We start from the raw sequence: 18,763 nt of genomic DNA, 5'->3' as shown, positions 1-18,763 counted from the left end.
CGCATCAGCACGGGTCCGAGCACCATCGACAACGCGTCCCGCACGCCGATCAGGGATGGATGATCGGCGGGGCGACGCGGCACAGCATCACGAGCAACGGGAGGCATCCGGTGTCAGGTCACCACGAGCACGGCGGAAGCGGCGAGCACGACGAGAAGTCGGTCGCCGCGATGTTCGAGCCGGCGGGTTGGGACGAGCGGTACGCGGGGCAGGAGCGGTTCTGGAGCGGCGAGCCCAATCCGCAGCTCGTCGCTACCGCTGGTGAGCTCACCCCTGGCACGGCGCTGGACGTCGGATGCGGCGAGGGGGGTGACGTCGTCTGGCTGGCCGGTCAGGGCTGGCGCGTGACCGGCGCCGACTTCTCGGCCGAGGGCCTGGCCCGCGCCGCCCGCCACGCCGACGAGGCCGGCGTGGCCGACCGTGTCGACTGGTGGCGGGTGGACGCCAGGACCTTCGATGCCGGCGACCGCTCGTACGACCTGGTCACCAGCCACTATCTGCACGCCCCCGACGGCGGCATGGTCGAGGTGACTCGCCGGCTCGCGGCAGCCGTCGCTCCTGGCGGGTCGCTCCTGGTGGTCGGGCATGCGCCGTCCCACGAGTTCACGCAGCTCTCCGAGAGCCACCACAAGGCGATGTTCCTGGCCGCGGAACTCCTGCCCGGCTTGCCGGACGGCTTCGAGCCCGTCGTCGTGGAGCAGCGCACCCGCACGCTCAAACGGGACACCGGGCCGGTCGAGGCCGAGGACTCGGTGCTGTTGGCACGCCGCGTGGAGCGCTGAACGCCGGCCGAGGCCTTGCGGCGCGGTCACTCGTCGAATGACGTTGGGGGCGCGACGCGCGAGGTCCCGCATCTGCTGCTCGCCGACGAGTGACGGGCCGCAGCCGGATGCGGGCGCCGGGGCCGGCGCTGTCGTGGTGGGAGTCGGGGAAATCGTGGGTGCGCTGTCCGGTGGCTGTCGGGAGGGCGTCGACCGGACGGTCAGGGCTTGCGGGCGAGGGCGGCGACGATGAGGTGTTCCCAGACCGTGAGTTGCCGTTCCCCGCTGTTGTTCCAGGGTGTTTCGATCTGGTCGGGGCGCCACAGGGGTGCGGGGACGATACCGGGGTCGAGGATCTCCAGGCCCTCGATGATGGAGGCGATCTCCGCGTCGGTGCGCCACCGGCCGCGGCCGAACGTCTGCTGGAGGACCTTCTCGGCCTCCCGCGTCTGCGGGTTGTTCCCGGAGCGGAAGTGGCTGATGAAGAAATAGCTTCCGGAAGGCACATTGTCGCGCCAGTAGCGGACGATGCCGGCCGGGTCCTCGTCGTCGTTGACGTGGTGGAGGATCGCGCTGAACATGACGGCGACGGGACGCGTGAAGTCGATCATGTCACGGGTGTCGGGGTGGGTGCGGACACCTTCGGGGTCGCGTACATCGACCGCGACGACCCGGGTCCGCTCATCCTTCTCCAGCAGCGCCCGACCGTGGACGAGGACTTGAGGATCGACGTCGACGTAGACCACCCGGCTCTCGGGTGCGTGCCGTTGCGCGACCTGGTGGACGTTGTCGGCGGTCGGAAGGCCGCTGCCCAGATCGATGAACTGCCGGATGCCGGTGGTTTTCACGATCTCCCCGACCGCGCGGGTCAGGGCTGCACGGTTGGCGAAGGCGATGGCCACCGAGCCGGGCAGGTCGCGCTTGAACACGTCGCCGATCTCTCGGTCCACGGCGTAGTTGTCCTTGCCGCCCAGCAGGTAGTCGTACACGCGGGCGATGCTGGGCTTGGACGGGTCGATGGAGGAGCCTTCGTACGTCATGGCGGCCATTTTCCCCGCAACGCCGCCCACTGACCACGTTTTTGGGATGCCTGGCCCATGTGCAGGCTGCCCGGTATACCGATCTGGAGCCCGGCCGCGGACTGTCGTACGACTTCTCTGTGTGCCCGCTGAAGCAGTCGCCGGTGCCGGAGTCCTGGGAAGGCCGCCGTATGAGAAGCCGGCTTGCCGAGGACCCCGGCAGTTCGGCTCACCGGACCCGGATGAAGGCCACGTCGTAACCGCTGTACGTGGCACGGGACTTGACGTGGACGCCGTCGCTGCCGCCGTCAGGCTGCCGTATTGCATTGAATGCAACACATGTCGCGCTGGGCCGACTCGCTGAGCTGCAGGTGGTGCTCATGCTGACGCCAGGTTGGTGGCTGGTTGGGATGCGCTGACCAGGCACCCGATAACGACTCAACGATGATGCGTCAGATGCATCGTGAGTGCTGTCGTTGATATGCCAGGAGCTGCGCATCTGGTCCTTGCCGACGGAGTCGTGCACCTGGACCCCGAACCCGCCGGTTCTGGAAGCCATGCTGGAGGGCTGGGCACTGCAGCAGCGCACGCGTTTCTTGAACTGGGAGTCGACGATCCGCCCCCGGATCGCGCTGATCCGTCGGCCGGCCCGCTTCACCAATGAGTACCCGTGGCAATGGGACCCCGCCGAGGTGGAGGCCTTCTTCGACGACCTTCGTACCCGGCGCCCTGGCAGGCCGCTGGCGGTGTCGACCGCACGGAACTACCAAAACGACCTACGGCTGTTCTCCGACTACATCACCGACACCCGCTTCGGCTGGCCGTCCACATGCAACGAGCGATTCGGGCGGGCTCCGGTCCAGCTCCTGCACGAGTGGAACACGGTCAGCCACACCAGCGAGTACGAGGGATCCGCCGAACGTCGTCCGCTCACCTACGACGAAGTCCAGACCCTTTTCGACGCCGCCGACGGCCGTGTCGAGGAGATCCGCGCACGACGGCGCAAGGGCTCGCTCGCGGCCCTACGCGACGCCATGGTCTTGAAGACGGTCTACGCCTTCGGCTTGCGGCGCCAGGAAGCATGCGGCCTGGACCTGTGCGACCTGCGCCGGAATCTCAAGGTCGCCGACTACGGCCGTTTCGGAGCGATCTTCGTCCGTTACGGCAAGGCCTCCAAGGGCGGAACTCCCAAGCGCCGCAGCGTTCTGACCGTCCCGGAAATGGACTGGATCGTCGGCGTTCTCGACCAGTACGTGAGCGAGGTGCGCCCCGCTTTCGTGCCGGGCAAGCACCCGGCGTTCTGGATCACCGAGCGGCGCGACCGGATGTCTCTGCGACGGCTGAACGAGGCCTTCGAGACAGCGCACAGGTCCGCCGACCTGCCGGCGGAGCTGGACCTGCACTCGCTGCGGCACAGCTACGTGACCCATCTGATCGAGTTCGGTTATCCAGAGAAGCAGCGGTCATTCCGCGCCAGGGCGCCGGATCGTCGTGCGACGCGGATCCGGATGGCTGAGAAGGGCATGTTCCAGACCACGGAACTGGTCCCGCTGCTGGCCGGCGTCGGGCAGGTCGGCGAAGGGCCGAGGCGGCAGGTGCGCGCCGCTTGCCCAGCAATTCCACCTGGGCCCAGGGCGTCAGCCACGGTGACCTGGTCCGCAACAACCCCGACCAGACCATGACCATCGATCCCTGCAACCTGCAGTTCCTCTATCAGGGCCTCCTCAAAGACATCTCGCCGAACTCCGGCTACATGAGCCTGCCGTACCGGCCGGGCCTGCTCACCCTGCAGCGCTGACCCGACTGATCCACGGTGATCGCGATGGAGTGCGGTCCGCCGACGCGTAGACGAGCTGTCCACGGCGTGGGCGACTCCACCTGCTGACAGATACTCACCACCTTGAGGAACCGCAGCCGCGCGTCGGTCGGGGTTCCTCCCTCTCGTGGTTTTCCCCCGCGGGTGTATGGCGGCGTAACGGGCAAGCGTGCACTGATCCGTACTGACATCCGTGCGCAGTCCGGCAGGATGCGATGACGATCCCGCATTCGAGGAAGTCGTGGCCGAACGCCGCTGGTGCCCGGCTGGTCGGCCTGGTGGATCAAGTCGATGACGTCGTCCACCATGCCCTGGCGATTTGGCCCAGAGACGGCCCAGCCCGACCAAAAGAGCGAGGCATTGTCACATCCTGTGGACTGACCGGGCAGTGGACGCACTGGCCCGCCCGCGACCCACCGGGCATCCGCACCACGAGCCTGGTCCTCGAGAACGCCCTGCTGGCCGTGCCCGACCGGCACCCGCTCGCCCAGCTGGAGTACGTGCCGCTGGACAACCTGCGAGGCCAGGTCTGGGCCGGCTGCCCACCGGGCACGAGGTCCGCGAACAATCCTGACCGGGAGCCGTACCTTCAGCTGCTCGCGGTGATCAACAGCTGGTCGCCGCCGGAAAACCTGGCACCGGTACTCGACTGGTTCATCCAGGCCTTGCGTGACCCGGATATCGGGACAGCGGCTGGACCGCTGCGGCCTCGTCGGTCAGGAGTTCCACTTCACCTTGAAGACCCAGACATGCTGTCCCGCTTTGCGGGCCGCCGCGGGAACATCGATCACCAGCGCTCCCTTGCTGACGGTCCAGGCCAGTGGCCGGTCGTGGCCCAGCATCGTCACTGCGTCACCGTCGCGAATGGGGACCGGCGCCTCGATGGTGAGCCGCGAGCCCGGCTGTGCCAGCGAGTGGATGTAGAAGGCCCGGTTCGGGCGGACGGTGAAGCGGATGTCGTCACCCAGTTCCGCCATTTTCGACCAGTACGTCGTGTCGTAGACCGCCTCGCCGTTCGTCCGCAGCCACTGACCCGTCTCACGCAGTCGCGTCTGCATGATCTCCGGGATGGTGCCGTCGGCGCGTGGGCCGATGTCGAGCAGGAAGTTGCCGTTCTTGGAGACGATGTCCACCAGGCTCTGCACGACCTGTTCCGTCGTCATGTAGGAAGCGTCGGGAGTGGCCTGGTTGTAGCCGTAGCTGAAGGGGTCCAGTCCGCGGCTGGACTCCCACTTGGCGATCACGGTGTTGTCGTACGTCGTGTACTCGGGCGTCGTGAAGTCGTGGAACGAGATGCCCGAACGGTTGTTGACGGTGACGTCGATGGGACGGGACCGGTTCTTCGCGTGGTTGAAGTACTCGGCGAGCACGTGCACGCTGTCGTTGGCGCCGCCGATGTCGCACCAGATGAGCTCCGGGTCGTAACCGTGGATCAGCTCCAGCATCTGCGGGGCCTGGTAGTCCTTCACGAAGTCCTTGCCCGCGCTGTATCCGGTGTAGGGCACGGGCTCGAGGGTGTACGGGTTGCGCGGGGCGTGGCCCATCCAGGGGTTGTCCGGGTTGAACCACTCGGGCATCGAGAAGTAGAGGCCGCGGTGGAGCTCGGGCGTGTAGCGCCGGGACGCCTCGAACAGCTCCTTGATCAGGTCCCGCTTCGGGCCCATCTTCACGGCGTTGCGGTCGGAGACCTTGGTGTCCCAGAGGGCGAATCCCTCGTGGTGCTTTGAGGTCAGCACGTGGTACTGGGCACCGGCGTCCCGGAACAACTCGACCCAGGATCGCGGGTCGAACTTCTCCGCCGTGAAGCGCGGGATGAAGTCGTCGTAGGCGAAGTCCTCGCCGTAGGTGTCCCGGTGGTGGGCGTACGTGGGGTTGTTCGGGTCCTGCATCTGGTCCCAGTACCACTCGGCGTACTGCGTGCCGACCGGCGCCCAGGCGGGCACCGAGTACACGCCCCAGTGGATGAAGATGCCGAACTTGGCGCTGTGGAACCAGTACGGCGCCTGGTGACCGGAGAGGGAGGTCTCGGTCGGCTGGTAGTCGGCGACGCCGAGGGACAGCCGGCTGCGCTGGGTGGCGGCCGTGGCGCCGCGGCCGGTGACCGTCACCACGCCGTCCTGGGAGGTGCCGGGTGCCGTACCCGTGCGGTTGCGGATACCGATGCGGACGCGTGCCTGCTCGCCGGGGTCGAGGCGGCGGATGGCGGCGGGCTCCACGGTCCGGGCGCCCGGCACCGTGACGTGTACCGACACCTCGTCGCCGGCCAGGACGGCAGCGGTACCCGCGTTGACGACGGTGGCCTCGACGCTCTGGGCGCCGGTGGACGTCAGGAGCGAGTTCGTGGAGTGGGCGTCGCGCAGGATCAGCGCGCGTCCCGGGGCGACCGGCTGGAGGGAGAGCGCGAACACGTGCAGCGAGGTCTGGTTCGGCTCGGGTGCGTGGGTGGTCGGCAAGGTGATGGCGATCGCGTCGCGCTGAGGATCGACCCATACCTCCGATGTGCCGATGCCGACGCTGTGGTCGTCTTTCGCGCCGCTCGGACCGTAGCGGTACGGCGTCGACAGCGAACCGCCCGACGCGTACCAGTCGGCTCCGGTGAGGCCGGCCGTCGTGGTCGAACCGTCCGCGTAGTGCACCGTCGCCTTGCCCGAGGCGTTGCCGTAGCTCCCCGAGGTGAGGAAGTAGGCCGCCATGTAGCGGCCCTTGGGCAGGTCGATGCGCTGACCGAGCGCGACGACGTTGTTCTTGGCGCCTGCGGCCGAGGACGGGAAGACGAAGGGAACGCCGTCCACCTCCACCTGGCCCGCCGGGAGTTCCTCGCCCGGGAACGTGTAGCCGGAGCCGTCGAAGTCGCCGCCTCGCGCGGAGGCGGTGTCGATGCCGTCGTTGTCGTAGAGGCTGTCGAGGGGGACGGGAACCGGAGCGGGCACGGGCGCCCATGTCCGGCTCTGTTCTGTGACCGCCTGAGCAGCGTGGGCGTCGGTCGTGGAGGCGAAGGAAAGAGCGGCTGAGGCAGCGACACCCGCCGTGACGCCGAGGACATGACGTCTTGGATACGTACTCATGGCGGCTCCCAATCATCGGATGTCTTGATGATTGGGGAGGCGTAGGGGAGTGTCAATGGGGAGAGCGTGCAAGAAAGTTGAAGCAGAGGTCGGATGGGTTGGGGCTTTTCGAAGAGACAGACCCGGGAGCCCTTGAGACGGCGGAGTTCATCGATCGACGCCGTGAGGCAGCGCAGTTCTTCAGGCACCCTCAGGGCTCGCGCGTCGCCGGTGCCGGTCACGGCGCGGCCGGCAGGGACGGTGACGTGCACGGCGAGCGCGAAGAACCGACCTGAGGACGTTGTTGGTCGCGGCGACCGGCAGTCGTATGCGACGGGCGGGGCGGGTCCCAGGGATGTCGCGCTGGTCAGCAGTAGCCCTTCGACCATGCGTCCGCGCCGGCCTGGTCCGCTTTCACCACGACGACTGCGGCGCGCAGTTGGTCGAGAGCGTGGCCGATACGTTCGTCGGCGATCTTGTAGCGGCTGCGGCAGCCGTAGGAAACCGTGCCGACGGGGCCGCAGTCCCGCAGGCAGGCCAGGTCGTGCGGCGGCCGGGTGAGCCAGGCGCCGACGGGCGTCGGCGAGGTCGGCCGGGCAGATGGCCGCCGGCGGAGGGCGAGCAGGATCCGACAGCGGATGCCGCTCTCGCAGGCAACGGTCAGCACTCACCGTCCACACCGGCGTCGCCGACGCTGCGAGAGCCGGCAGTGCGGGGATCTTCTGGGCGCATCCAGCGTGGCCCTGTGCCCCCGTCGCGGAACGCGGACGGCACCGCCCGTCGAGCACACCCGCGTCCGGCCGGTGCTCCGGCAGCGGGGGCACGTCTCGGGGCCGGTGCCCACGACAGCCACGGCTTCGGGCAGTTGCTTCTCGGTTGCGGGGGATGAAGGGAACTGAAGTCGGCGGAACGTGGTTGCGTGGGGCCCGGGCGGCCGACATGGCGTGAAAGCGTTCGGGGCCGGCTCTCGGTGGCTGGAAGTCTGAGTTCGCACTCCCGACTGTCAGTCGCGCGGCCGGGAACGGGAGTGCTGCGGGATGTCGTTCACGCCGTGGCCAGGAGGGCGGCAGGCCCACGCGTCTGCCGCGTCTGCCTCAGAGGCACCCGATCCGTGTCGGTCCCCAGGGCCGAACCCACTGTGCTCACCGCCAGATCGGCCAGTCCGGCAGCCAACAGGAGTGCTTGCCTGTCGCTGTTCCTGCCCCCGCGCCGTCCCGCTTCTCGCGTCACGCCGTCTCCCTCGTCCGTCGTACGGTCAGGCGGCCCTGGGCCTCACCGCCCTTGCGAGCGTCGCGGCACACAGGATGCGACCGTGGAAGAACTCACGGTCGAGTGATCCCACCGCTCTACCGTTCGGATCCGGCGGTTTGTTCCGAAGAGCCCTCAGCGGCGTGTACTTCCGCCGTCCGCGACGACGATCCGCCCGCGTCAGTGGGCCGGGCAAGCGTGTGGCGCCACCCATCCCTGGAACGGGACGGGCAGCGCCACACATCGATACCGGAACCTATCCGGGGAACGGCTTGCTCGCGTCGTCGTCAGCCTTGATGCACGCGTCGAGCTTCTTCTGGAGGGCGGCCGCGTCGTTGAGCGCCTTCTTGGCCGCCGCGGTCTCCCCCAGCTGCTTCAGCTTCGCGGCCTTGGTCTTGAGGTTGGCGATCTGCTGGCGCAGCTGGCTCGTGTCGCAGGTGACGGAGGCCTTGACCGATACCTCGCCCCGGTCGGCCGACGTGGCGGCGTGAGCGGGCACCGAGGTGATGAAGAAGCCGCCGACCATGGCCGCGGAGACGGCCAGGACGGAAAAGCGCTTGGTCATGAGTTGTTTCCCCCTGGTAGGGCTTGAATTGGTCGGAGTGGATCTTACAGACTCTTGTAACCCGCCAGTAACCGGAGAGGGTGAGGTCTGGGGTGGTTCGCGACCTGTGCGCGACTTCGCGGAGTTGCCGCCGCTCCACCAGCACCGCACGGTGGATTGGACTTTCGGCAGTGGTCGGACGGTGCCCGATGTCCGTACCGTCACCTCCGTGGACGTCACAGTGATCAACGGTGAGACGGTGACCGGAACCGCCCTATCACGACGGGCACTTGATTCCGGGACCGTTCTGACAGCGGCTGCCGCGGTGGCTGCCGGTCTGAGCGTGATGAGCCTGTGGTGGGCTGTCCCGGCGGCCATCGCCGCGTTCCTGGCAGGACGACGGCCTGGACGGACGGCGCCGACAGCGCTTGCCCTGGTCGCGATACTCGCGGGCAGTCTGGTGGCCTTCTCCGTCGTTCCTGCTTGGCTCCCTCTGGCCGGCCGGTTCGTGGCAGTGGTGGTGGCCGCCACGATGCTGCCATGGTTCGCCGGCCGGTTCTGGTGCCAGTATCAGCAGCTTGTCCGGGCCGGGTGGGAGCGTGCCGATCAGCTGCAACGCGAGCAGCAACTGATCGCTGATCAAGCCCGGTTGCGTGAACGGGCGCGTATCGCCCAGGACATGCATGACGTACTCGGCCACGACCTCAGCCTGATCGCCCTGTCGGCCGGCGCTCTCAAACTCGCGCCGGACCTTGAAGAACGCCACCAAAGGGCCGCCGGGGACATCCGAGCCAGAGCCGCTGCCGCGGTGGAGCGTCTCGGCGAGGTGATCGGTGTCCTGCGTGAGGAGACCGAAACCGCAGCGATGGCCCCCAGCAACTCCAGCATCACGACTCTGACCTCCGAGGCTTCCGCGGCCGGCCTCACCGTGGAGTTGCGCATCGACGGCGAGGCGGACGATCTGCCGCCCGTGGTCGAACGGGCGGCTCACCGGGTCGTGCAGGAAACTCTCACCAACGTCGCCAAGCACGCGTCCGGCGCGACCGCGACTGTCCATGTGACCCATACGGCAACAGAAACGAAGGTCGTCGTCGAGAACGGCCCGCCATCGTCTGCGGCCGACCACAGGCTCCGGCCTCGCAGTGGAGGGCGTGGCCTGATCGGTCTCGAAGAACGTGTGCGGTTGACCGGCGGTTCGTTCGACCACGGCCCGCGCGACGGAGGTTACGCAGTCGTCGCGCGTATCCCGCACACGCCCTCGCCGCCACCGCCGCTCGTGCCGTCAGCCCCTCGAGGGGACGAGTTGCCGCAGGAACATCGCCGCGCTCGGCGACGGGTCGGCCGGGCCCTGGTCGCCGCGGTCATGGTGCCCCTCGCCACGGGAGCGTTGCTGAGCGGGGCTCTCATGGGCTGGGAGACGCTGTCGGCGGCCCGGTCGGTCCTGGACCCCCGCGACTTTGCCCGGCTTCATGTGGGGCAAGATCGTGCCGAGGTGGAGCGTTTCCTGCCGGATCGGCAGACAAACCATCAACCGCTGACTGCCGAGCCGACGGGAGACGGCACAACGTGCGAGTACTACGCGATGACGGCCAACCGGTTCGACGATCGGTCCGGCGACGCCTACCAGTTGTGCTTCCGGAAGGACACCCTGGTGTCCCTGGACACGATCACCCCGTGAGCGTTCGATGATCCGGGTGCTGATCGCCGACGACGAGCCGATGATCCGCGCGGGAGTACGCGCCGTTCTTGCCACGGATCCGGACATCGAAGTCGTCGCCGAGGCCGTCGACGGGCACGACGCCGTGGAACTGGTCCGACGCCATCGTCCCGCGGTGGCCGTCCTCGATATCCGCATGCCGGGAATCAACGGCATCGACGCCGCCGCGGAGATCCACAACACAGTGCCGACCACGAGCGTCATCATGCTGACGACCTTCGGCGAGGACGACTACATCCTCAAGGCGCTCGGTGGTGGTGCAGCGGGCTTCCTGATCAAGTCGGGTGAGCCCGAGGAACTGATCACCGGAGTTCGCGCGGTGGCCGAAGGCGCCGCCTACCTGTCACCGAAGGTCGCGGCCCGGGTCATCGCGCACCTCGCCGCGACGGACGTGGGCAGCCTGGCCGGTCGGCGCTCCGCCGCCCGGCATAGGGTCGCCGCCCTCACCGCCCGGGAAAGAGAGGTACTGGCCTTTGTCGGAAGCGGCCTGTCCAACGGGCAGATCGCCCGGCGGCTCCATGTGGTGGAGGGAACGGTCAAAGCCCATGTGAGTTCCATTCTGGCGAGGCTGGGCGTCGACAACCGGGCCGCTGCCGCGGTGGTGGCCCACGAGGCCGGGATCATTCCGCCTCAGCCTTCCGAGCCGTGATGCCGCCACTTGGGCAAGGGGCATGAACGCGAGGAGCACGGCCGCCACGACAGCGCCGCCGAGCATCGCGCCGGCGAGCACATCATGCGGGTAGTGAACTCCCACCAGCACGCGCAGCAGCGCAGCGGCCCCGGCCATGGGCAGCGTGATCCAGGCGAGGCGGGGCCGCAGCACGGCAAGACCGACGGCCAGACCGGCGGCCAGGGTGGCGTGGTTGCTGGGGAATGACCAGTCTCCTGGCCCGGGGCATTGCGCGACGGGTTCGGCGCCCACGTGCACCGCACGGCAAGGACGCTCCTCGTCCACTACCAGCTTCACCGCTTCGCTCACCGCATAGGCAGCGAAGGTGCCGAGCCCGGTCAGCACAGATCCGGCAACCCCTCGTGTGTCTTTGCGGCGGATTGCCGTCCCCCACATCCAGACCAGCAACATTCCGAGGATCACAAGAGTGGCCTCGGTGGCCACTTCCAGGAGAGGGCCCAGCCACGAGGGTGCCTCCTCCGCCGCCCTGGTCAGCGACCGGTACACGGACGCCGAAGCGCCACCCGTGACCTCGACAGGACCGGCCTCGCCCAGCCCACCGGGGGACAGCCAAGTGACGACTCCTGCACCCACGCCCAGGACGGCCAACGCGCCGAGCGGCCGAACTGCTGGGACTTTCCTTCGCGGTTCTCGTTCCATGAGGCCCGAACGTAGAGCGGGGGCCCATGGGGAACCCGAGCCGAACGGCAACACCGGACCCTGACGATCGTCAGGGTTGACCCCGGCGGTCACCTTCGTTCCCACTCACCGCTCACGTTTTCTGGTCGCAGCGGCAGGCAGGTCATGCGCCCGCGGAGGCGACGACGATGTCGAAGCGCACCGGTGGCGGCGATCACCGCCGTCGGTGAGCGGCGGGTCGACGACGCGGGCCGCTTCCTGCACCTGGAGCAGCCGGAGCGGATCAGTCGCGAGGCGCTGGCCCGGTTAGCCGAATGACCGTTCCGTGGGTCCGTCGTGACCTGCCCGGCCGGACACGCCGTGGCCCTGCCCGACTCCGGCGGGGCAGCATCACGAGCACACGTTCAGCCACGTCGCGCCGTCCGGCGCCCGTGCGTCTCAGAACATCGCCCGGATGATCCCCACGGTGCGCGCCAGGTGCGGCTCGGAGCGGTCCGCGCGGTGGGCCACGGCCAGTTCCACGCGTGCGTCGGCCCCGGTCAGCGGTCGGTAGGCGACGCCGTCGAGCGCCAGCGCTGTCACGGGCTCGGGCACGACGGCGACGCCGAGGCCGCCGGCCACGAGCGTGACCAGTGTCGACGTCTCACCGACCTCGTGGCGGATGTGCGGCTCGACGCTCGCCTCGCGCAGCAGGCCCAGCACGACGTCGTACATCACCGACCGGCGGTCGGCGGAGTGCACGATCAGGTCGGCACCGGCGAGGTCCGCGGCGCGCAGCCGTTTCCGGCGGGCGAGGGGGTGGTCGAGCGGTACGGCGACGACGAGCCGGTCCCGGCGCAGCGTGTGCACGGTGAGGGAGAGGTCGGCGGCCACAGGACGCAGCAGCGCGACGTCGATCGCGCCGGTGCGCAGCGCCTCGACCTGGTCGGGTGCGAGCATCTCCCCGCGGAAGGAGAAGTCGACGCCGGGAAGCTCCTCCGTGAGCCGCCGCGAGAGCGCGGGCAGAAGGCTGTACGTCGCCGAGCCCACGCACCCGATCGCGAGGTGGCCCACCGAGCCGGCGGCGACGAGCCGTGCGTGCTGGCCGGCGTCGTCGACGTCGGCGAGGATCCCGCGTGCCCGCTCCAGGTAGGCCCGGCCGGCCTCGGTGAGGTCGACGCGGCGGGTGGTGCGGTGGAGCAGTTCGACGCCGAGCTCGGTTTCGAGCTGGCGGATCTGCGTGGAGAGAGGCGGCTGGGCCATGTGGAGCCGCTCGGCGGCACGACCGAAGTGCCGCTCCTCGGCCACCGCCACGAAGTACCGCAGGTGACGCAGATCCATATGTCGTCCGTATCAATTGGCTCAGATATGCGTACTTCAGAATATCGCGGCCCGGGATTAACGTCGCTCCTATGAGTGCTTTCCTCTACTCCGCCACACGCACGCCGTTCGGCCGCTTCAACGGCGCGCTGGCCGGCGTCCGCCCCGACGACCTCGCCGCCGCCGCGATCACCTCCACGCTCGCCCGGGTGCCGGGTCTCGACCCCGCCGCGATCGACGACGTGGTGTGGGGCAACGCCAACGGCGCCGGTGAGGAGAACCGCAACGTCGGCCGCATGGCGGCGCTGCTCGCCGGGCTTCCGGTGAGCGTGCCCGGCACCACCGTCAACCGGCTGTGCGGGTCGAGCCTCGACGCGGCGATGACGGCGAGCCGCACGATCGAGTCCGGCGATGCCGAGGTGGTGTTGACCGGCGGTGTGGAGTCGATGACGCGTGCGCCGTGGGTGCTGCCGAAGTCGGCGAAGCCGTTCCCGGCCGGCGATGTCACCGCGGTCTCGACCACGCTCGGCTGGCGGCTGGTCAATCCGCGGATGCCCAAGGAGTGGACGGTCAGCCTCGGCGAGGCCAACGAGCAGCTCCAGGAGCGCTTCGGGATCTCCCGCGAGCGGCAGGACGCGTTCGCCGCCCGCTCCCACCAACTTGCCCACGCAGCTTGGGAGTCGGGCTTCTACGACGACCTGGTGGTGCCGGTCGAGGGCGTCGACCTGGCCCGCGACGAGGGCATCCGGGCCGGATCCACGCCAGAGGTCCTGGCCGGGCTCAAGCCGGTCTTCCGTACGGCGGAGCAGGGCGGCACCATCACCGCGGGCAACGCCAGCCCGCTCAACGACGGTGCCTCCGCGGTGCTGTTGGGCAGTGAGAAGGCCGCGGCCGTGATCGGGGCCGACCCGGTCGCCCGTATCGCGGGCCGCGGTGTGATGGCGCTGGAGCCGCAGGCCTTCGGCTACGCCCCGGTCGAGGCCGCGAACCGTGCGCTGGCCCGGGCCGGGATCGGCTGGGACCGGGTCGGTGCGGTCGAGCTCAACGAGGCGTTCGCCGTGCAGTCGCTCGCCTGCGTCGACGCGTGGAAGATCGACCCGGGCATCGTCAACCAGAAGGGCGGTGCCATCGCGATCGGGCATCCGCTGGGCGCCTCGGGTGGCCGCGTCCTCGCCACGCTGGCCAAGGTGCTGCGCGAGACGAGGCAGCGCTACGGCGTCGCCGCGATCTGCATCGGGGTCGGTCAGGGCCTGGCCGTCGTACTCGAGAACTGCGATGTCACGGGGGCAGACCGATGAGCCGGGCGGAGATCCTCGAAAGCGCCGACGCCGCGGTCGCCGGGATCGAGGACGGCTCCACGATCCTCGTCGGCGGCTTCGGCCTGGCCGGGATGCCCTTCGATCTGATCGACGCGCTCATCCGGCAGGGTGCGAAGGACCTCACGATCGTGTCCAACAACGCCGGCAACGGTGACGTAGGGCTCGCCGCGCTGCTGGCCGCCGGCCGGGTGCGCAAGGTGCTCTGCTCCTTTCCGCGCCAGGCCGACTCCTGGGTCTTCGACGGCCTCTACCGCGAGGGGAAGATCGAGCTCGAAGTCGTGCCGCAGGGCAACCTCGCCGAGCGGATGCGCGCGGCCGGTGCCGGCATCGGCGCGTTCTACTGCCCGACCGCGGTCGGCACACCGCTCGCCGAGGGCAAGGAGGAGCGGGAGATCGACGGCCGCAGGTATCTGCTGGAATACCCCATCAAGGGCGACTACGCGCTCATCGGCGCGCACGTCGCGGACGCGATGGGCAACCTCGTCTACCGGAAGACGGCCCGCAACTTCGGACCGGTCATGGCCACGGCCGCGACGACGACCATCGTCCAGGTCGACGAGGTCGTCGAGCCCGGCAAGCTCGACCCCGAGGCCGTCGTCACCCCGTCCATCTACGTCGACCGGGTCGTCCAGGTCGAGGCCCGTCAGTACACCGTTCAGGGGGCACGATGACCATCACGCCGAGCGACCAGGTGCGCGCCGACCACCGGCTCTCGATGGACGAGCTGGCCGCCGTCATCGCACGCGACATCCCCGTCGGTTCCTTCGTCAACCTCGGCATCGGCCAGCCCACCAAGATCGCCGACCACCTTCCCGCCGACTCGGGGGTGGTGCTGCACACCGAGAACGGCATGCTCAACATGGGTCCGAGGGCGGAGGGTGACGCGGTCGACCCCGACCTGACCAACGCCGGCAAGGTCCCGGTGACCGAGCTGCCCGGGGCGGCGTACTTCCACCACGCCGACTCCTTCGCCATGATGCGCGGCGGCCACCTCGATGTCTGCGTCCTGGGGGCCTATCAGGTCGCCTTCGACGGCGACCTCGCCAACTGGACCACCGGCAGGCCCGAGGACATCCCCGCCGTCGGCGGCGCCATGGACCTCGCCATCGGCGCCAAGGACGTCTACGTGATGATGACGCTCTTCACCCGCTCCGGCGAGCCGAAACTCGTACCGCAGTGCACCTACCCGCTCACCGGCGTCGGCTGCGTCAGCCGCGTCTACACCGACCACGGCGTCTTCGACGTCGGCCCGGACGGCGTACGGATCCGGGAGACGTACGGCATCAACGCCCACGAACTCGCGGAACGACTCGGTATCCAACTGTCGTAGACCAGGCGTTCATCGGGAGCCCCGGCATCCCAGGGCTCCCGCGCGGGCGGTTGCGCCTGGCGTCAACGAGCGAACTTCGCGATGGCCGCCGGGGTGACCGGGGTGAAGAAGTTGACGAGGTTGCCGTCGGGGTCGCGGAACAGCAGCGATCGGTTGCCCCAGGGCATTGTGGTGGGCTCGTTCACGAAGTCGGCGACGAAGCCGGTCAGGTTCCCGTGCACGCGGTCCACGTCGTCGACGAGAAACTCGATGATCACGCTGTGGTTGTCGGCCGGGCGAGCGGCGGCCGGCGCGAACAGCGGCAGCGTGCGGGTACTGCCGATGGCCAGGGTGGCGCTGGGGGTCTTGAGTTCGGCGAAATCCTCGGTGGACCAGGCCGCCTGCACCCCGGTGGCCTTCTCGTAGAACTCGACGAGGCGGGTGATGTCGCCGGTGATGATGCGGATCGAGACGAAGTCCATGGTGTTCTCCCTAAAGTCGCGCAGCCGTTGCACGTCGCACGCTAGAACGAATAGAGGACAGAATCAGTCCACTATCGTCGCTAAGCTCTGGGCATGTCCCGACCTACTGGCCGCGTGCTCACCTTGCTGGAGTTGCTGCAGTCGGGGGGCGTTCGGACGGTTGCCGAACTGGCCGACCGGCTCGGCGTCGACGGCCGCACTGTGCGGCGGTATGTGGACCACCTGGTCGACCTCGAGGTGCCTGTCGAGGCGGTGCGCGGCCGCTACGGTGGCTACCGGCTCGGCCCCGGCTACCGCTTGCCTCCGCTCATGCTCAGCGACGACGAGGCGCTCGCTGTGCTGCTCGGCTTGGCCGCCGGCCGCCGAGCGGGGTTGATGACGACGGCGGACACGGCGGTCGAGACCGCTGCGGCCAAGATCCGCAGGGTGCTGCCCGAGCGCGTCGCCCGCCGACTCGACACGGTCCTGGAGTCCCTCGCCTTCACGGCTTCGCCCGGCGAGCTCGCCACCCCCGACGCCGGTGTCCTGCTCGCGATCGCCGATGCGGTACGCCACCGCCGACCACTCTCGATCAGGTACACCGACCGCGACGGCCGGCGCAGCGAACGGAGGCTGCACCCGCACGGGATCGTCGCCCATTCGGGCCGGTGGTACGTCACGGGCACGGACGCGGAGATCGACCAGGACCGGACCTTCCGGCTCGATCGCATCGCCGACGCGAGGACCCTGCCCGGCTCATTCGAGGCGCCCGTGGGCCCCGGTCCGGCACAGCGCGTCCTTTCCGGGTTCGCCACGGCTGAGTACCGGCATCACGTGACCTTGCGGATCCACGGGACGGTCGAGCAGATCCGCGCCCGACTTCCCGCCAGTGTCGCGAGCGTGGACGAGCCCGCGGCAGGCGCGGATCCGGAAACCGGGCGCTGGCTGCGTGTCGAGATACGGGCGGAGCAGCTCGACTGGTTGCCTCCAGTACTCGCCTCACTCGACCGACCGTTCGTCATCGAACGTCCAGATGAACTGCGCGGCCTCGTCGCCGCGTTCGCCGACCGCCTCGCCTCCTATGCCGGCCAAGTCTGACAACGGGGACCTCATGTACGAGATGGCACACCTGGAGTGACGAGGAGGCCAACAACGTCATGACACGGACGAGTGCGGGCAAGAGTTCGGTCGCCGAAGCGCTGGGGCTTTCCTCCGCACCGCCGCCACCGACGTCACCATCACCGGCACGGTCGTTCCGACCGACACGAAGATCCTCATGTTTCCGGGCCCGGCCAACCGCGCCCCGGACCGACCGCACGACCCTCACCGCTTCGACCTCACCCGCGCCACCTCCGGCCACGTCGGCTTCGGCATGGGCATCCACCAGTGCATCGGCCGGCACGTGGCCCGCACACCGCACCGCGCCCCCGACAACACCCCGCGCCCGTGGGCATCCCTGCCACGGAGCGCGACGGGACGGGGTGCGGACGATGTCGTCGTAGCGCTGTGGTGTGTCAGGTGTTCCAGGGGTCCGTTCGCAGGTGGTGGTCGACCTCGCCTGAGGGCGCGGGGACGTGGCGGACGACGAAGCCGGACCCCGCGCGGTGGCCGGACATCGGGATGGAGGAGCATCTGCTCAGCCACCGTGCCACCGTCTTCCTGTGAGGGACCGTCATGCGTTCTGCCCGCCATACCGTGCCACCCGTCCTGCTCACCAGCCTGCTGCTGGCAGGCTGTTCACCCGTCTCCCTCGGCACGTCGACGTCGTCCGGAACGCAGAGCCCGGCGACGGGAGCGCCAGCCGGCTCGGGGCGGACGATCGCGGTGGGGGCGGGCCCGCAGGAGCACTACACAGTGCAGCAGCAACCCGCCGCGGGCTCCTGCCACTACCGGTACATGAAGGGGGAACCGCTGGAGGATCCGACGTGCACGCCGGGCGCGATATCCCCGGCGGTCACGCAGGCGGACCTGGCCTCGACGATCTGCCGCAAGGGCGGCTACACCTCCGGGGTACGCCCCTCCACGTACGTGACAGGCAAAGAGAAGAAGCTCAACGCCGCCTCCTACGGCTTCACCGGACGCATGGGGGATGCCGAGTACGACCACCTGATCAGCCTGCAGTTGGGTGGGGACCCCAACGACTACCGCAATCTGTGGGTCGAACCGGCCGACCCCGGCCACAAGAAGGGCTCCGGCGTCAACAACGCGAAGGACCCGGTGGAGACGAAACTGCACACCGCGGTCTGCAAGGGCACAGTCACCCTCGCCGCCGCCCAGCAGGCGATCGTCACCGACTGGACCACGGCCCTGAGCACGCTTCATCTCGCCTGAAAAACGGCTGGGGGACAGGCGCGCCCGGGAGAGCGGCGGACAGTCTTCCGATACGGGGCCGGGCGGACGGTCGGCGCACGAACGCCCCGGCTGGACGGGGGAGACCAGCCGGGGCCGTGTGCGGTGGCGTGCGGAGGGCGGTCGCCTCTCGGCGAAAGGCTCCACGGGGCTTCAGCCGAACGATCGTCCCCATGGGCTATAGGTGAGGCCCGGGGACACTGTCCCCTCCACCAGCCACATATGAAGGAACGGCCAACCAGCTCCGGTTGTTCCCCGCCCCTCATCCGCACTTGCTGTGAGCTGCGGCACGCCCAGCATGGCGGGCAGCCGAGGAACTCGTGGCTGAGGGCGGCGAATTCGTGTGGTTGCGGCTGAGCGCTGCCGGGGCGCTGCTCATCGCGTCGGTGACCACCACCGTCATCTCCGACAGCGGCCGCCTGCAGGCGCGGTCAGATCAAGCCGGCGTCTATAGGCTTGCGCGTCCCAGCACCGTGGACCGCTCGGCCGATCTGCCCGCTTGTTGATGTTCCGCAGGAGTCACGCCGGCAGAACCCTCTTCTCCAACGGGGCGAAGCCAGCACGGCCG

16 protein-coding genes and 3 pseudogenes are annotated in these 18,763 nt (G+C 69.0%); 12 read left to right on the top strand and 7 right to left on the bottom strand.

What is annotated here, in order from left to right; all coding sequences use genetic code 11:
• The first annotated feature begins 110 nt into the window (after window positions 1–110).
• Window positions 111–782, top strand: a complete 672-nt coding sequence (locus tag QF027_RS02200) for a class I SAM-dependent methyltransferase (protein WP_307072250.1) — start codon at window positions 111–113, stop codon at window positions 780–782.
• A gap of 200 nt (window positions 783–982) precedes the next feature.
• Here QF027_RS02200 and QF027_RS02195 read toward each other — a convergent pair whose 3' ends face one another.
• Window positions 983–1,810 (bottom strand): SAM-dependent methyltransferase, encoded by an 828-nt coding sequence (locus QF027_RS02195; protein ID WP_306986394.1) that lies wholly within the window; start codon window positions 1,808–1,810, stop codon window positions 983–985.
• A 437-nt stretch (window positions 1,811–2,247) separates the two neighbouring features.
• On the opposite strand from QF027_RS02195, the gene QF027_RS02190 reads away from it, so the two are divergent.
• A complete protein-coding gene (locus QF027_RS02190; protein WP_373432393.1) occupies window positions 2,248–3,462 on the top strand; it encodes a tyrosine-type recombinase/integrase in 1,215 nt (404 codons plus the stop codon).
• Window positions 3,393–3,578: pseudogene (locus QF027_RS02185) on the top strand (non-reducing end alpha-L-arabinofuranosidase family hydrolase); the annotation flags it as partial. The gene QF027_RS02190 and the pseudogene QF027_RS02185, both read left to right, overlap by 70 nt.
• A gap of 734 nt (window positions 3,579–4,312) precedes the next feature.
• On the opposite strand, the gene QF027_RS02180 reads toward QF027_RS02185, so the two are convergent.
• The 3 genes from QF027_RS02180 to QF027_RS02170 all read right to left on the bottom strand — a co-directional run bounded on the left by QF027_RS02180 (window position 4,313) and on the right by QF027_RS02170 (window position 8,453).
• Window positions 4,313–6,661: an alpha-L-fucosidase gene (locus QF027_RS02180; RefSeq protein WP_307072249.1), complete on the bottom strand. Its 2,349-nt coding sequence runs from the start codon at window positions 6,659–6,661 to the stop codon at window positions 4,313–4,315.
• A 346-nt stretch (window positions 6,662–7,007) separates the two neighbouring features.
• On the bottom strand, window positions 7,008–7,307 hold the full coding sequence (locus QF027_RS02175) for a transcriptional regulator (protein ID WP_307072248.1): 300 nt from the start codon (window positions 7,305–7,307) through the stop codon (window positions 7,008–7,010).
• 837 nt (window positions 7,308–8,144) lie between these two features.
• Window positions 8,145–8,453: a hypothetical protein gene (locus QF027_RS02170; RefSeq protein WP_307072247.1), complete on the bottom strand. Its 309-nt coding sequence runs from the start codon at window positions 8,451–8,453 to the stop codon at window positions 8,145–8,147.
• On the opposite strand from QF027_RS02170, the gene QF027_RS02165 reads away from it, so the two are divergent.
• Window positions 8,413–10,110, top strand: a complete 1,698-nt coding sequence (locus QF027_RS02165; RefSeq protein WP_307072246.1) for a sensor histidine kinase — start codon at window positions 8,413–8,415, stop codon at window positions 10,108–10,110. The two genes, QF027_RS02170 and QF027_RS02165, sit on opposite strands and share 41 nt — an antisense overlap.
• A gap of 7 nt (window positions 10,111–10,117) precedes the next feature.
• The gene (locus QF027_RS02160) at window positions 10,118–10,798 is read left to right on the top strand and encodes a response regulator (protein ID WP_307072245.1); all 681 of its coding nucleotides are present in this window, start codon (window positions 10,118–10,120) and stop codon (window positions 10,796–10,798) included.
• Here the strand turns inward: QF027_RS02160 and QF027_RS49990 are convergent.
• Window positions 10,745–11,479, bottom strand: a pseudogene (locus tag QF027_RS49990) (phosphatase PAP2 family protein); the annotation flags it as partial. The gene QF027_RS02160 and the pseudogene QF027_RS49990 sit on opposite strands and share 54 nt — an antisense overlap.
• Before the next feature lie 417 nt (window positions 11,480–11,896).
• Window positions 11,897–12,778, bottom strand: coding sequence for a LysR substrate-binding domain-containing protein (locus QF027_RS02150; RefSeq protein WP_307072244.1), 882 nt, complete (start codon window positions 12,776–12,778; stop codon window positions 11,897–11,899).
• 71 nt (window positions 12,779–12,849) lie between these two features.
• Between QF027_RS02150 and QF027_RS02145 the strand changes: the two genes are divergently transcribed.
• From QF027_RS02145 to QF027_RS02135, 3 genes are read left to right on the top strand one after another with little or no spacing between them, the layout of a single operon-like run.
• Window positions 12,850–14,055 (top strand): thiolase family protein, encoded by a 1,206-nt coding sequence (locus QF027_RS02145; RefSeq protein ID WP_306987121.1) that lies wholly within the window; start codon window positions 12,850–12,852, stop codon window positions 14,053–14,055.
• The gene (locus QF027_RS02140) at window positions 14,052–14,747 is read left to right on the top strand and encodes a 3-oxoacid CoA-transferase subunit A (protein WP_306987119.1); all 696 of its coding nucleotides are present in this window, start codon (window positions 14,052–14,054) and stop codon (window positions 14,745–14,747) included. The genes QF027_RS02145 and QF027_RS02140 overlap by 4 nt, the downstream gene beginning before the upstream one ends.
• Window positions 14,744–15,406 (top strand): 3-oxoacid CoA-transferase subunit B, encoded by a 663-nt coding sequence (locus QF027_RS02135; RefSeq protein ID WP_306987117.1) that lies wholly within the window; start codon window positions 14,744–14,746, stop codon window positions 15,404–15,406. The genes QF027_RS02140 and QF027_RS02135 overlap by 4 nt, the downstream gene beginning before the upstream one ends.
• A gap of 62 nt (window positions 15,407–15,468) precedes the next feature.
• Here the strand turns inward: QF027_RS02135 and QF027_RS02130 are convergent, their stop codons facing one another.
• Window positions 15,469–15,867 carry a VOC family protein gene (locus QF027_RS02130; RefSeq protein WP_306987116.1) on the bottom strand — a complete coding sequence of 133 codons (399 nt, stop codon included), beginning with the start codon at window positions 15,865–15,867 and terminating at the stop codon, window positions 15,469–15,471.
• Between the two features lie 93 nt (window positions 15,868–15,960).
• Here QF027_RS02130 and QF027_RS02125 point away from each other — a divergent pair, with 93 nt between their 5' ends.
• The 4 genes and pseudogenes from QF027_RS02125 (at window position 15,961) to QF027_RS02110 (ending at window position 18,701) form a co-directional block, all read left to right on the top strand.
• Window positions 15,961–16,944 carry a helix-turn-helix transcriptional regulator gene (locus QF027_RS02125; protein WP_306987115.1) on the top strand — a complete coding sequence of 328 codons (984 nt, stop codon included), beginning with the start codon at window positions 15,961–15,963 and terminating at the stop codon, window positions 16,942–16,944.
• Window positions 16,945–17,071: 127 nt separating this feature from the next.
• Window positions 17,072–17,746 (top strand): annotated as a pseudogene (locus QF027_RS02120) (cytochrome P450); the annotation flags it as partial.
• A complete protein-coding gene (locus QF027_RS02115) occupies window positions 17,665–18,177 on the top strand; it encodes a hypothetical protein (protein ID WP_307082238.1) in 513 nt (170 codons plus the stop codon). The pseudogene QF027_RS02120 and the gene QF027_RS02115, both read left to right, overlap by 82 nt.
• Window positions 18,178–18,515: 338 nt before the next feature.
• On the top strand, window positions 18,516–18,701 hold the full coding sequence (locus QF027_RS02110; RefSeq protein WP_306987113.1) for a hypothetical protein: 186 nt from the start codon (window positions 18,516–18,518) through the stop codon (window positions 18,699–18,701).
• Window positions 18,702–18,763 lie beyond the last annotated feature (62 nt).

This window comes from Streptomyces canus (assembly GCF_030816965.1).
Classification (GTDB): domain Bacteria; phylum Actinomycetota; class Actinomycetes; order Streptomycetales; family Streptomycetaceae; genus Streptomyces; species Streptomyces canus_E.
The sequence above is the reverse complement of the archived record's forward strand: the minus strand, read 5'-3'. Positions and strand labels throughout refer to the sequence as shown.

Bases quoted from the DNA above. Each gene is read 5' to 3' on its own strand.
- QF027_RS02195 (WP_306986394.1), bottom strand. From the start codon at position 1,810: ATGGCCGCCATGACGTACGAAGGCTCCTCCATCGACCCGTCCAAGCCC.
- QF027_RS02180 (WP_307072249.1), bottom strand. From the start codon at position 6,661: ATGAGTACGTATCCAAGACGTCATGTCCTCGGCGTCACGGCGGGTGTC.
- QF027_RS02165 (WP_307072246.1), top strand. From the start codon at position 8,413: ATGGCCGCGGAGACGGCCAGGACGGAAAAGCGCTTGGTCATGAGTTGT.
- QF027_RS02170 (WP_307072247.1), bottom strand. From the start codon at position 8,453: ATGACCAAGCGCTTTTCCGTCCTGGCCGTCTCCGCGGCCATGGTCGGC.
- QF027_RS02160 (WP_307072245.1), top strand. From the start codon at position 10,118: ATGATCCGGGTGCTGATCGCCGACGACGAGCCGATGATCCGCGCGGGA.
- QF027_RS02150 (WP_307072244.1), bottom strand. From the start codon at position 12,778: ATGGATCTGCGTCACCTGCGGTACTTCGTGGCGGTGGCCGAGGAGCGG.
- QF027_RS02145 (WP_306987121.1), top strand. From the start codon at position 12,850: ATGAGTGCTTTCCTCTACTCCGCCACACGCACGCCGTTCGGCCGCTTC.
- QF027_RS02140 (WP_306987119.1), top strand. From the start codon at position 14,052: ATGAGCCGGGCGGAGATCCTCGAAAGCGCCGACGCCGCGGTCGCCGGG.
- QF027_RS02135 (WP_306987117.1), top strand. From the start codon at position 14,744: ATGACCATCACGCCGAGCGACCAGGTGCGCGCCGACCACCGGCTCTCG.
- QF027_RS02130 (WP_306987116.1), bottom strand. From the start codon at position 15,867: ATGGACTTCGTCTCGATCCGCATCATCACCGGCGACATCACCCGCCTC.
- QF027_RS02125 (WP_306987115.1), top strand. From the start codon at position 15,961: ATGTCCCGACCTACTGGCCGCGTGCTCACCTTGCTGGAGTTGCTGCAG.